The sequence below is a fragment of the Schaalia suimastitidis DSM 15538 genome, from assembly GCF_000429105.1.
GTDB lineage: Bacteria > Actinomycetota > Actinomycetes > Actinomycetales > Actinomycetaceae > Pauljensenia > Pauljensenia suimastitidis.
Window position 1 is genome coordinate 1 of record NZ_AUBF01000012.1, and the last position, 13494, is coordinate 13494.

Consider the following 13494-nt stretch of genomic DNA (forward strand, 5'->3'; position numbering starts at 1 on the left):
ATACCCGGTATTAGCAGCCCTTTCAGACCGTTATCCCAAAGAAGAGGGCAGGTTACTCACGTGTTACTCACCCGTTCGCCACTAACCACCCAGACGCAAGCGCCCAAGCAGCCCGTTCGACTTGCATGTGTTAAGCACGCCGCCAGCGTTCGTCCTGAGCCAGGATCAAACTCTCCGAAAAAAACAAAACGGAAAACCCCAGCCAACCACCCACACACAACACGCGCAGACAGCCAACCAGAAACAATCCCAACCAAAAAACTCAAAAACAAAAAACAGGCAAAACAAAAACAAACAAACACACTATCGAGTTCACAAACAACAACCACACAATTCAGACATACTCCACTAGGAGCATTTCCAAAAGGGCTGGCGCGCCATGTTTCCGGGCCGTTTTCTCGTCCCTGCCGTTCGGCGCAACGGTGAATACTTTATGCAGGATCATTCCCGGCGGTCAAATCCTTCAAGGGTGAGGGTTGACACACCATGCACTCAAGCCCGCAATTTCAACGAAAATCCGCCACCGCCTCGTCAAGAAAACGAGGCAGCGGCGGATATTTGCCGTCAGCGTGTCCCCATGCGTTCCTTCTGCGCTACGCAGATCCCGCGTATTGAGGATCGGTTTTCGCTCAAGCTCCCGTCACCGTGTCCCCATATGTTCCTGGATAGGAATCTTGATTGTCGGAAGATCACGCACCGCGCGGCGCACCGCCTTCGATACCGCCGTAGGGACACGTTCATCAAAGACGCCCGGAATAATGTAGTTGGGCCCAAGCTCGTCGTCAGAGATCACCTCGGCAATCGCAACGGCAGCAACACGCAATACCTCCGTGGTAATTTCCTTCACCTTCGCATCCAACAAACCACGGAACAAGCCTGGGAAAGCCAAGACATTATTGATCTGATTGGGGTAATCAGAACGTCCGGTAGCGACGATACGCGCATATTTGGCTGCACCAATTGGGTCAACCTCAGGCGTGGGGTTTGCCAGAGCGAAAACGATGGCATTGGGTGCCATTGTGGCAATGTCGTCACTGTTCAAAATATTGCCTTGAGACACACCAATAAATACATCGGCATCACGCACACCATCCCGCAAACTGCCCGTTACCCTGCGAGGATTCGTGTGTTCAGCCAGCCATCGCCGTGAAGGATGCATACCGTCAACATGGTCTGCGCACAACGCACCATCTCGCCCGTATCCCACAATATCGGTGGCACCCTGGGCCTGAAGAAGCTTAATAATGGCGCTACCCGCTGCGCCCACACCAGATACGACAATACGAACATCGGCAATATCTTTGCCCACAATCTTCAAGGCATTCAGAAGTGCAGCCAAGACCACAATGGCTGTGCCGTGCTGGTCGTCGTGGAATACCGGAATATCCAGTTCGGCACGCAAACGTTCTTCGATTTCAAAACACCGTGGCGCAGAAATATCCTCAAGATTGATGCCACCATAGGCAGGGGCGATTGCCTTAACGATACGGATAATTTCTTCGGTGTCCTTGGTGTCAAGGACCACCGGCCACGCATCAACACCGCCGAACTGTTTAAACAAGACGGCTTTGCCTTCCATCACAGGCAATGCAGCTTCCGGTCCAATATCACCTAAGCCCAGCACCGCAGTGCCGTCAGAAACCACGGCAACCGAATTCGCTTTCATTGTGAGAAGGTGCGCTTTTTGAGGCATGTCATGAATTGCCGTGCATACGCGGGCCACACCAGGTGTATATGCGCGCGACAGGTCGTCCCGGTTACGCAACGGTACCTTGGAGCGAATTTCAATTTTGCCACCAACATGAGAGAGGAAGGTTTGGTCGGCAACAGAGGACGTGTGCACCCCAGGGAGAGCGTCAAGAGCGGCCTCAACTGCACGCCGATGTTCGGAGTCGCGCATATCGCAGGTGACGTCAACGGTGATACGTCCACGGTCAGAGTCGGCGACGTCAAGACCTTTGATCTGTGCGCCGGTAGCACCTACTGCCGCGACGATATCTGAGATCGATGTGTGCGTCTCATCAAGGGTAAGCCGATAGGACGCGGTGTAGGACGGCGAGTTACGCATACTGCTCCTTATATGTGGCGCCAGCTATGTGGCGGCCAACGGTTCGCGGTCAGATATTTCTATCGTATGACCCTTACGGCTCGTATGAAAGATGAGGCCAGGTGCTGAGCAGGGCCAGGACGCTCACATATAGAGGTGTCCCCACCGGAAAAACCAGTGGGGACACCGTGATGGTAGATATGCGCTGCTCGAAATACGCCCTAGCCAAGCGGAGGCGAAACGATTTCAGCGAAGCGCTCAACCAAGCGAAGGCGAAACTACTTCAGCAGAGCAAGGCGATCAGGATCGTTGGCGAAGACTTCCTTGATATTGGCTTTGGTCACGACCACTGGATCAAGAGCGTAGACCGCAACATCGATCTTGCCGTTATTCGCGGTCTCGGTTGCCGTAGGCAGGGCCTCACCCTTTTGCAGCGCCTGGATCAATTCAATGGTCTTTGCCACGAGATCCTGAGTGGGTTTGGCAATAGTCGAGTATTGGCGGCCTTCCCATACTGCAACAACCGACTCATTTTCAGCGTCAAGGCCGGTGACCACTGGGAGTTCCTGTCCAGCTTGCTCGGCGGAGGTCAAAATCGCGCGTGCAATGCCGTCATTGGGTGACAACACGCCGTGGATCGGCTTGTCGGAGTAGTTGCCTGACAGCAGGGAGTCCATACGTGCCTGTGCCTTGGCATTGTCCCAGTCAGGTGTGGCGGCCTGGGTGAAGTCGGTCTGTCCAGAAACGACGACGAGGGTGCCATCATCAATCTTGGGCTGGAGGACTTTCATGGCGCCGGTGAAGAAGTTGGGCGCATTCGGGTCAGCAGGGCCGCCACCGAAAAGCTCGATATTGTAGGGGCCATCGCCTTTGAGTTCTTTGAGGCCATCAAGCAGCGACTGTCCTTGAAGTTCACCGGTGCGCACGGAGCCGAATTGGACAACTGCATCCACTGATTCGGTGTTTTCGATAAGTCGGTCATAGCCGATCACCGCCACACCTGCTTCGCGTGCCTTGTCGAGTACCGAGCCAAGCTGGGTGCCGTCGATTGGACCCACGACGATTGCCTTTGCGCCCTGTTCGATCATGGCTTCGATTTGCTGTTGCTGCTGTGGCACTTTATTGTCAGCGCTTTGGACTAGCGGTGTAAAGCCTGCTGCGGTGAGCTCTTCGGTGAACATTTGCTCGGCTTCTTTCCAGTTTTGGGTGCCGAGCCAGGGAAGTGCGACGCCGATTGTGGCGTTCGCGTCGAAGCCTGCCGAGGCGGTGGTGCCGTCGGTGGTGGTTCCTTCTGTTGTGGTGGTTCCTTCGCGTCCGCCTGAGCAGGCGCTAAGGATGAGGGCGGCGGCTGCGGTGACCGCCAGTGCTCCGGTGAGTGAGCGTTTCATTGTGTTTCCTTTCGGATTGGGGAAGATGCGGGGTCATTCCCGCCGGGTCTTCTTTCCCTCACTGGTTTCGCGTCGGCGCAGGTGCACTGACGCACATCTGTGTTGGCTTCAGGCCGTTTGTTCTTCGGGTTTGCGGGTTTTCAGGCCTTTGGTGAGTTGCCCGATAATCGAGGCGCGGCCCTGTTGTTTGTTGTAGACATCGAAGGCAACCGCGGCCAGTAGGACCAGACCTTTAATGACCTGGGTGCGGTCGGCACCGACACCCAGGAGCATCAGGCCATTGTTGAGTACCGCCATCACGAGGCCGCCGATCATGGAGCCAACGACCGTGCCAATACCACCCGAGACGGCGGCGCCACCGATGAAGACTGCGGCGATGGCGTCCAGTTCCCACATATTGCCGTCCGATGGGCCAGCTGATGTGGCGCGGCCAACGAAGAGGATGCCTGCGAGGGCGGCAAGGAAGGACATATTGACCATGACGAGGAAGTAGGTGCGGGCCGTATTGACACCGGAGAGCGCTGCAGCGGATTTGTTGCCGCCTACGGCGTAGACATGGCGTCCGAAGGTCGTGCGTTGGGTGATGATGTGGTAGATGATGACGAGGATCACCAGAATAAGGCCGGGCACTGGGAAGGATGTTCCTGGGCGACCTGCGCCGAAGAGGTAGGTGAGGTAGCCGATGACGATGCTGATCAGTGACGCGCGCAAAATGGGGATCCATAGTGGCATTTCTGTGCCAAGGCGCAAGGCGCGTGAGCGACGGCGGAACTCGGAGTAGACGAACCACGCGATTGCGGCAATGCCAAGGACGAGGGTGGAGTTGTTGAGTCCCGTCCACGCTGGTCCCCATTCAGGGAGGTAGCCTGCACCGAAGAATTTGAATTCATCTGGGACTGGGACCGAGATGGAACCGGAAATCCAGATGACACCGCCTCGGAAAATCATCATGCCGGCCAGTGTTGTAATAAAGCCTGGGATGCCCACCTTGGAGAGCCAGAAGCCATGCCAGGCACCGATGGTGATACCCATCAGGAGGCCAACGATGAGGGCCAACCACCATGGCAGGCCCATATCTCGAATGGTCAGTGCCATCACCATTCCGACGAAGCCTGCCACAGAGCCAACGGACAGGTCGATTTGACCGATCACAATAACCATCACCATGCCAATGGCGAGGATGAGCACGTAGGCGTTGCCTGAGATGAGGTTCTGGAAATTTGATGAGGTGAGCATACGCCCTTCGGAGACGAATTCGAATACGACGATGAGGGCGACGAGGGCCAGCACCATCGTGTATTGCTGGAGGTTACCCCCGAACACCTGCTTGAGTGTTTTCATCGTGTTAATACTCCTTGTGAACTCTGATGTCGTGGGCGTTCAGCGCACCGAATCGTGGGTTGGTTGGGATGAAGTGGTCATGCGGCGCATGAGGGATTCTTGGTCGGCATCTTTGGCAAGCATTTCGCCTGTAATTTCGCCTTCGCAAATGGTGTATATGCGGTCGCAGATGCCAAGGAGTTCTGGCAATTCTGAAGAGATTACGATGACACCGCGACCTTGGTCGGCAAGGGCATGTATGAGCTTGTAGATCTCGTATTTGGCGCCGACGTCAATACCGCGGGTGGGTTCGTCAAGGATGAGGACCTTCGGGTCGGGGAACATCCATTTCGCCAGGACTACCTTCTGTTGGTTTCCGCCGGAAAGGGTGACGACCCCGGTGTCAACGGAGGGTGTCTTGATACGCAAGTCTTTGCGGTACTGTTCAGCGATCACGCCTTCTTTTTCAATGTTGAGCAGACCGCCTTCGACGATGGCATCCAGGTTGGCTGACACGACTGTTGTGCGGATATCGTCAATGAGGTTCAGACCAAGTGTTTTGCGGTCTTCAGGTACGTAGGCGATACCTGCCTGGATGGCTTTAGCTACGGTGTCAAGGGTGAGGATTTCGCCGTCAAGTTCCAGCGTGCCGCTGATATAGCGGCCAAATGAGCGTCCAAAGATGGATCGCGCCAATTCGGTGCGGCCCGCACCCATAAGCCCCGCGAATCCGACGATTTCGCCGCGACGAACTACAAAACTTGACTGCTTGGCCAGCAAACGTCCGGGCACCATCTCTGATTCGACTGTCCAGTCGCTCACTTTCATGAGCACGTCACCGATTGCAGGCGTGCGTTCGGGGTAACGGTTTTCGATGGAGCGGCCTACCATTGCGCGAATAATACGGTCTTCATCAACTTGACCGGCGACAACATCGTAGGTTTCCACAGTCTTTCCGTCACGAATAACGGTAACGGCATCGGATATCTGAGCGATCTCGTTGAGTTTGTGGGAGATCATTAGGCACGTGATGCCTTTCGCTTTGAGTCCCTGCATGAGTGTGAGGAGGTTTTGGGAGTCTTCCTCGTTCAGCGCTGAGGTTGGTTCATCGAGGATCAGAACTTTCACTTCCTTCGACAGCGCCTTGGCGATCTCCACCAGCTGCTGTTGCCCCACACCAAGGTTCTTAATGGGTGTGGCCGGATCAACGTCGAGGCCAACGCGGGCAAGGAGGTCAAGCGAGCGGTAACGCGCCTCGTCCCAGTCGATCAGTCCGTGGGAGGTCACTTCGGATCCGAGGAAAATATTTTCGGCGACTGATAGTTCTGGGATCAGTGCCAATTCCTGATGAATGATGACGATACCGGCGTGTTCGGAGGCCTTGATGTTGTTGAAGGTGACTTCTTCGCCATCAAGGAGGATGCGTCCCATATAGGTGCCGTGTGGGTGAACACCTGAGAGGACTTTCATGAGCGTGGATTTGCCTGCGCCGTTTTCGCCACAGATAGCATGGATATCGCCTTTACGTACCCGCATTGTGACGTCGTCGAGGGCGCGAACACCGGGGAATACTTTGACTATGTGCTCCATTTCGAGGATCACTGGGGCATTGCTCATGCCGACTCCCATTCTTCGCTGAATATTGTGGGGGACGCGCACGTCCTTGTACGTGAGAAACGTTACGCTGAGAACCAGCTTGCGTTCAAGGCTTGAATCCAATCCGTAACAGAATCGTTATCTTCACAAAGTCAACAATTTATTGCGCCTACTGAAATACCTGCTCCACTTCCACGTATTTGCTGCTACGGTGACGCTATGACTACGGCAGCCGTCGCACCGGGATCACAATCTTCCCTTCGCGAAGCGAATGCTGCCCGCGTTGTGGAGGCCATTCATACCTACGGCAAAATCACGCAGGTTGAGCTTGTGGCCGCAACCGGCCTTTCAGCTGCAACGGTGTCAAATATCGTCAAATTGCTTGCTGCCCAGGGCATCGTCAAAACCGACACCACCATCCGTTCAGGTCGGCGAGCACAACTGGTATCCCTGGCTACATCAACTGGTTTTGCCGTCGGCATTGAAATTGGACGGCGACAATTGGCCGTCGAAATCGCCGATGAGGCTCATCAGATCACCGAAAGTAAACGCTTTCCCCTACCTAACGATCACCGCGTCGACACCACATTGGACAGGGCCGCGCTGCTCGTCATGGAACTTGTCGAAACCATCGGTTCCACTATCGACGAGGTGGTGGGTGTTGCCGTTGCACTACCGGCACCTATTGATCCCACCACTGGACTGATCGCACGAGCAGGCACCATGCCAGGCTGGGAGGATACGCCCATTGCTCAAGTGTTGTCACAGCGCCTCGGGCGTGAAGTGACCGTGGAAAATGATGCCAATGCAGGCGTGGTCGGCGAAGCACGTTTTGGGGCGCTGCGAGGCATTGATGACGCCTTTTATATACATGTCTCACATTCGGTCGGTGCCGGTATCCTTTTGGGCGGAAAAGTCCATCGCGGTTCACGAGGCCTCGCAGGCGAAATCGGTCACGTGCAGGTCGCACCCACGGGCTTAATCTGCCGCTGCGGCGGACGCGGATGCCTCAAAACCATCGTCGGCGCAGAAGCACTCCTTGACCTCATGCGTCTTAATCCGCAAATCCATACGATGTCTGATCTTCTTCGGGCCGCCCACGAGGGCGACCCAGGGTGCCGCCAGGTGCTTGCCGACGCCGCGAATGCGATCGGAGGCGTATTGGCAGATATGGCGACTACTTATGCGCCAGAGAAAATTGTCCTTGGCGGTGAACTGGCCCTCACGGGAGATTTCTTCCTCACACCGATCCGCGAAGCACTGGCTAGACGCCCCTACCTCGGTGGCGACATTGAGGTTGTGACCACGCCGCTGGAAGGCAGATCTGAAGTGCTTGGAGCACTAGCCATCGCACGCGATGCCTTTATCGCATCAGCATTCCCACATTCACCCGATACAGTGTCATCTGGAGGCGCACAATGACGAGCTCTCCCCTGCTGCACCTTGATCACGTCAGCAAATCTTTCGGCGGTGTTCAAGCCGTCGTTGACGTTGAAATGAGCGTCAACCGTGGTGAGGTTGTCGCCCTGGTAGGTGATAACGCGGCAGGTAAATCAACATTGGCACGCATGGTGGCAGGCGTATATCCGCCCGACAGTGGCACTATTTACATCAATGGCAGTGCCGTCGATATCGCCTCCCCGCGTGCGGCTTTCACCCTTGGGATAGCTACCGTATTCCAAGAACTTGCACTGTGCGACAACCTTGACGTCACCGCCAATATCTTCTTGGGCCGTGAAGCACTGGCCTCCCATCGTCTTCTTGACGAATCAACCATGGAAGATTTAGCGCGCAAATATCTCAAGATGCTGGGCAGCAAAATCCCTGACGTCCACCGGCCATTGCATGAACTCTCCGGAGGCCAACGTCAATGCGTTGCCATCGCCCGCACACTTGTTGCTGACCCGTCACTGGTCGTCCTCGACGAACCCACCGCATCCCTATCGGTGGCACAAACCGCAGAGGTCCTGACCCATATTACGCGTCTGCGTGACCTTGGGTTGGGTGTCATCCTTATTGGACATAATCTCACCGACATACGCGCGGTCGCAGACCGCATCATTGTGCTGCGACATGGCCGCATCAACGGGCATTTTGACGCTACCACAGTGAGCGTCGAAGAAGTCATCGCGGCAATTACCGGCGCGACGCGCTACCGCCCGCCTAGCAACTGACAGCCCCCTGCAATAGCAGGGCTACAGCGCGCACATATGGCGTGATCGACTGCCTGACCAGCTCCCACCGACCCCAGCAAGAACAACGCCCTTGACCGCCAACATCTGCCCACCTCAGTCGGCGCGCATATATTCGCAGTGGACCTTGCATTCGTCGCACAACGCCACGCCAGCAGAGTGTGCAAAACGCTCGACTGGGCAAAGCCAGCCGAGCGCCTGCGCGATCTGATGAGCGCCAACACGACCATGTGTCGTGAGACCAGGAGAATCCATCCTGATCCCGGCCCATGTGCGTATGACGCGGTCGGGCAGCGTTAGCTGTCAGGCACCGACGATTTCCATAATGAGTTCACGTACCCGAGCAGCATCAGCCTGCCCGCGCGTTGCCTTCATGACAGCACCAACAAGTGCGCCAGCAGCCTGCACCTTCCCAGAGCGAATCTTGTCGACAATATCGGGATTCGCGGCCAAGGCCTCGTGAACCGCCGCCGTCAGCGCACCCTCGTCGGATACCACTTCCAGACCCCGCGCCTCGACAATCGCCGTTGGATCGCCTTCACCCGCCAACACGCCTTCGAGGACTTGTCGTGCGAGCTTGTCGGTCAGACGCCCCGAATCCACCAGTGACTGTAGCTCGGTGATCTGCGATGGTGTGACAGGCATATCAGCAAGTGCGGTGTCCGACTCTTTGGCTTTACGAGCCAATTCCCCCATCCACCACTTACGTGCCGCACCAGCGGGCGTACCAGCAGCCACAGTAGCTTCAATCAACTCAAGCGCACCAGCATTGACCACATCGCGCATTTCAACGTCTGTGCATCCCCACTCTTGGCGGAGACGACGACGCTTCGCAACCGGCAGTTCAGGCAGTGTGGCGCGTAGGCCTTCAACCCACTGCGCGGAAGCGACCACCGGAACAAGGTCCGGCTCGGGGAAATACCGGTAGTCTTCAGCATCCGACTTCACGCGACCCGGCGAAGTGGAACCATCTTCTTCATGGAAGTGACGGGTTTCCTGAACGATTGTGCCACCAGACGAAAGGATGCCTGCCTGACGCGAAATCTCAAAACGTACCGCACGTTCAATACCGCGGAACGAGTTGACATTCTTTGTTTCCGTTCGTGTCCCCAATGGACTTTCAGGCGAAGGGCGCAGCGACACATTGATATCGGCACGCACATTGCCTCGCTCCATACGCGCTTCAGATACCTCAAGCGCACGGAAAATATCCCGCAGCGTCTGCACATACGCACGAGCGACCTCGGGAGCACGCTCACCTGCCCCAAGGATGGGGCGAGTAACGATCTCCACTAGGGGCACACCCGCACGGTTGTAATCCACTAAAGAATAATCGGCACCATGAATACGCCCATCAGCACCACCGACGTGGTTATTCTTTCCGGCATCCTCTTCCATGTGTGCGCGTTCAATCTCGACGCGGAACAGCGTGCCATCCTCCAACTCAACATCGACCCAGCCGTCATAGGCGATAGGTTCGTCGTATTGGGAGGTTTGGAAAGCCTTTGTCAGATCTGGATAGAAATAGCTTTTACGGGCAAAACGGCAGCTTGGCGCAATCGAGCAATTCAGTGCCAAACCGATTTTCACCGCGTATTCCACTGCTTTGCCGTTGACCACAGGCAGCGACCCAGGCAAACCCAACGATACGGGCGTCACGAACGTATTGGGGTCGCCACCAAAAGCGTTAGGGGCAGCGTCGAACATCTTCGTGGCAGTGCCCAGTTCGACGTGCACTTCAATGCCAAGCACCGGGTCGAAGGAAGCGACGGCGGCATCGTAATCCATTAATTCACTCATCAGTGTGCTTCCTCCCAATTCGCAGCCGGGCAACTACCCGCCACATCGCCACTCAGAGTCTCCACGAGCGCCGCCACCTCATACATGCGCAAATCAGCATGCGCTGGAGCAATCACTTGGAAACCAATTGGCAAGCCTTGGCCATCCACTCCCACAGGAATACTCATCGCCGGAACACCAGCAAGGTTGGCAGGAATGGTCGCAATGTCATTGAGATACATGGCCAGAGGGTCATCCAATTTGTCGCCAAATGCAAAGGCAGTCGTTGGCGCTGTTGGCGAGACAAGTACATCAACCTGACCAAAGACACGGTCAAAGTCGCGTTGAATAAGCGTACGGACCTTCTGTGCGCTGCCGTAGTAAGCGTCGTAATAGCCTGCTGACAAAACATGGGTGCCCAAAATAATGCGCCGCTTTACTTCGTCACCAAAACCTGCCTCGCGGGTTGCCGCCATGACGCGCTCAGCAGTAACTGGGCCTTCCGTCGGCTCAACGCGAATGCCGTAGCGAATACCGTCAAAGCGAGCCAGGTTGGAGGAAACCTCGGCAGGCATAATAAGGTAATAGGCCGCGAGCGCGTAGTCGAAGCTCGGGCACGACACTTCCACAATCTCAGCACCAGCGCGACGCAAACGCTCAACGGTATCGGTGAAGGCGTCCAGCACTTCCGCCTGGTAGCCGTCGCCGGAAAGCTCTTTGACGACCCCGACCTTCAATCCGGCAAGCACGCCGTCAGCAGCAACTTTTGCCACGGCCTCGCCAAGCGGCGGAACCGGCGCGGGAAGCGACGTTGAATCCAGCGGGTCGTGCCCACCAATGAGTTCAGTGAGAGCTGCCGCATCGGCAACGGTACGGGTTACCGGCCCAATTTGGTCCAGTGAGGATGCCATCGCCACGAGGCCGTAGCGCGACACAGCACCATACGTGGGTTTCGCTCCAACAGTGCCCGTCACCGAGCCAGGCTGACGAATCGAGCCGCCTGTGTCAGAACCCAAGGCGAGAGGCACCATGTAGGCGGCGACGGCCGCAGCCGAACCGCCACCGGAGCCTCCGGGAATACGGTCAACGTCCCACGGATTACGGGTTGGCCCGTAGGCTGAGTGTTCAGTGGAGGACCCCATTGCGAATTCGTCCATATTGGTTTTGCCAACAATGGGCAGGCGCGCCTCTTTGATCTTGGTGATGACGGTGGCGTCGTAAGGAGGCAACCATCCTTCAAGTATTTTCGAGGCGCAGGTCGTGGGCATACCGCGCGTCACCATATTGTCTTTGACAGCGATGGGCACACCGGCCAGCGGGTGCAAGTCTTCGCCTGCGGCGCGCAGACGGTCAACCTCGGCGGCGGTGGCAAGAGCGCCGTCACGGTCAAGGTGAAGGAAAGCGTGGATACGTCCGTCCAGTGCGTCAATGCGGTCAAGGCATGCGGTGGTCAGCTCCACCGAGGTAATGTGCCCGGCGCGCAGCATTGCGGCAAGTTCAACGGCGGATTTCTTCAGCAGGTCGTTCATCAGTCCTCCTCTAAAATTTGAGGCACCATGAACATGCCGTCTTCAGCTGCCGGAGCCTGTGCCATCACTTCGTCCCGGTCAAGGGTCGGACCCACGACATCATCACGCCACACATTCGATAACGGAATCGGGTGGGACGTGGCAGGAATATCTGGGGTGGCAACCTCGGATACAGTGGCTACGGCGGAGGCGATCACGTCAAGTTCACCGGCGATGCGGGTGATCTCCTCCTCGGTCAATGCAATACGGGCCAAACCCGCGACGCGGGCGACCTCGTCAGTACTGATACGTGACATAGGGACGATCTTACCGTTTGTCGCCCCTAGCTGGCCTCATCTACCAGCAACCGGTATGCGCCCGCGATGGGTAAACTAACAGCATGTGGCACCCAAGATGCTTATTCACTCCCCGTAATATTCGTATCGCTAAAAACGTTGGGAAGGCACTTGTCGTTGCCCAGGCCGCAGCCCTCATCACGGTACATGCCATTGACCGTATGCGAACCGCACGCGTACCTGGTGGTCGGCACGGGTTTCCCACGTTACAACCTGTCGACACCGATGTGGCGGGCAATTCGGTGCGGACATACACGGAAGGCAATTCCCTATACGAGGATATGCTTGCCGAGATTAACGCCGCCGAACGTTACATTTTTTTTGAAACCTATGTGTGGCGCTCTGACGAATGGGGGCAACGTTTCAAAGATGCGCTCATTGCGGCAGCGCAACGAGGCGTCGATGTCTTCGTCGTTTACGACGGTTTTGCGGTCCTGAACCAAAACCCTGCTTTTTTCCGGATGCCCCGCATCCCCCACCTGTATGTGCGACGCTTCCCTGAGATCCGTTCTGGTATGTTCACGTTAAATTTGCGCAGGACCGGACGTGACCATCGCAAGATTCTCGTCGTCGACGGCACCTCAGGCTACGTGGGGGGTTATAACATCGGCACGCGTTTTGCTGAGGAATGGCGTGATACGCATGTGCGGGTCACCGGACACGCAGTGTGGGAACTAGAAAACGGTTTCGTTGACTTTTGGAATCACTTTAAGTTGCGTCGGCATCCTAGCCTGCCCGACCGCGGGGCACGGAAGTGGTCCTCAGAGGTGACCGCCGCATTCAATTTACCGTCACGGCTGCTATACCCCGTTCGGGGACTGTATATCGATGCCATGGAACGGGCGACGGAACGTATCCTCATCACGCAGGCATACTTCATCCCTGATAAGGAAATTTTGGCTGCCCTTAAAGCAGCGGCACGACGCGGTGTTGAAGTGAAGGTGCTGATCCCTGAGTATTCCAACCATATCCTTGCCGACTGGGTGGCCCGCCCATATTACGGTGAACTATTACGTGCGGGCATCGAAATTTGGCTCTACCAGCACGCAATGGTGCACTCTAAGACAATGACGGTCGACGGCGTGTGGTCCACTGTTGGCACCGCCAACATCGATCGCTTGTCAATGCAGGGCAACTATGAGGTCAATATGCAATTCCATTCACAAGAGCTTGCTGGTCGAATGGAAGAAATCTTCGCCAACGACCTCACCACTGCACGCCGACTCACCATCGATGAGTGGGAAGGGCGCAGTATGTTCACACGCGTATTGGAGCATTTGCTGCGTCCTTTTGAGATCGTGGTGTAAC

10 protein-coding genes and 1 rRNA gene are annotated in these 13494 nt (G+C 56.3%); 3 read left to right on the plus strand and 8 right to left on the minus strand.

The annotated features are described in order from the left end of the window. From G438_RS0106105 to G438_RS0106130, 5 genes are all read right to left on the minus strand, one after another. A 16S ribosomal RNA gene (locus G438_RS0106105) occupies window positions 1–181 on the minus strand; the annotation flags it as partial. A gap of 459 nt (window positions 182–640) precedes the next feature. Next, window positions 641–2068, minus strand: coding sequence for an NAD-dependent malic enzyme (locus G438_RS0106115; protein WP_026460566.1), 1428 nt, complete (start codon window positions 2066–2068; stop codon window positions 641–643). 257 nt (window positions 2069–2325) lie between these two features. Next, window positions 2326–3435 (minus strand): substrate-binding domain-containing protein, encoded by a 1110-nt coding sequence (locus G438_RS0106120; protein WP_026460567.1) that lies wholly within the window; start codon window positions 3433–3435, stop codon window positions 2326–2328. 108 nt (window positions 3436–3543) lie between these two features. Beyond that, window positions 3544–4776, minus strand: coding sequence for a sugar ABC transporter permease (locus G438_RS11130; RefSeq protein WP_051259364.1), 1233 nt, complete (start codon window positions 4774–4776; stop codon window positions 3544–3546). Window positions 4777–4815: 39 nt separating this feature from the next. Continuing rightward, the gene (locus G438_RS0106130; RefSeq protein ID WP_026460568.1) at window positions 4816–6372 is read right to left on the minus strand and encodes a sugar ABC transporter ATP-binding protein; all 1557 of its coding nucleotides are present in this window, start codon (window positions 6370–6372) and stop codon (window positions 4816–4818) included. Between the two features lie 198 nt (window positions 6373–6570). On the opposite strand from G438_RS0106130, the gene G438_RS0106135 reads away from it, so the two are divergent. Next, entirely contained in the window at window positions 6571–7773 is a 1203-nt protein-coding gene (locus tag G438_RS0106135; protein WP_026460569.1) for an ROK family transcriptional regulator, read from the plus strand. After that, window positions 7770–8525 (plus strand): ATP-binding cassette domain-containing protein, encoded by a 756-nt coding sequence (locus G438_RS0106140; RefSeq protein WP_026460570.1) that lies wholly within the window; start codon window positions 7770–7772, stop codon window positions 8523–8525. The genes G438_RS0106135 and G438_RS0106140 overlap by 4 nt, the downstream gene beginning before the upstream one ends. 321 nt (window positions 8526–8846) lie before the next feature. Here the strand turns inward: G438_RS0106140 and gatB are convergent, their stop codons facing one another. The 3 genes from gatB to gatC are packed head-to-tail and all read right to left on the minus strand — an operon-like array spanning window position 8847 to window position 12147. Next, complete coding sequence (gatB, locus tag G438_RS0106145; protein ID WP_026460571.1) at window positions 8847–10343, minus strand: Asp-tRNA(Asn)/Glu-tRNA(Gln) amidotransferase subunit GatB; 1497 nt, start codon at window positions 10341–10343, stop codon at window positions 8847–8849. Next, window positions 10343–11851 (minus strand): Asp-tRNA(Asn)/Glu-tRNA(Gln) amidotransferase subunit GatA, encoded by a 1509-nt coding sequence (gatA, locus tag G438_RS0106150; protein WP_026460572.1) that lies wholly within the window; start codon window positions 11849–11851, stop codon window positions 10343–10345. The genes gatB and gatA overlap by 1 nt, the downstream gene beginning before the upstream one ends. After that, entirely contained in the window at window positions 11851–12147 is a 297-nt protein-coding gene (gene gatC, locus G438_RS0106155) for an Asp-tRNA(Asn)/Glu-tRNA(Gln) amidotransferase subunit GatC (RefSeq protein ID WP_026460573.1), read from the minus strand. The genes gatA and gatC overlap by 1 nt, the downstream gene beginning before the upstream one ends. 83 nt (window positions 12148–12230) lie before the next feature. Between gatC and G438_RS0106160 the strand changes: the two genes are divergently transcribed. Next, on the plus strand, window positions 12231–13493 hold the full coding sequence (locus G438_RS0106160) for a phospholipase D-like domain-containing protein (protein WP_026460574.1): 1263 nt from the start codon (window positions 12231–12233) through the stop codon (window positions 13491–13493). The last annotated feature ends 1 nt before the right edge of the window (window position 13494 follow it).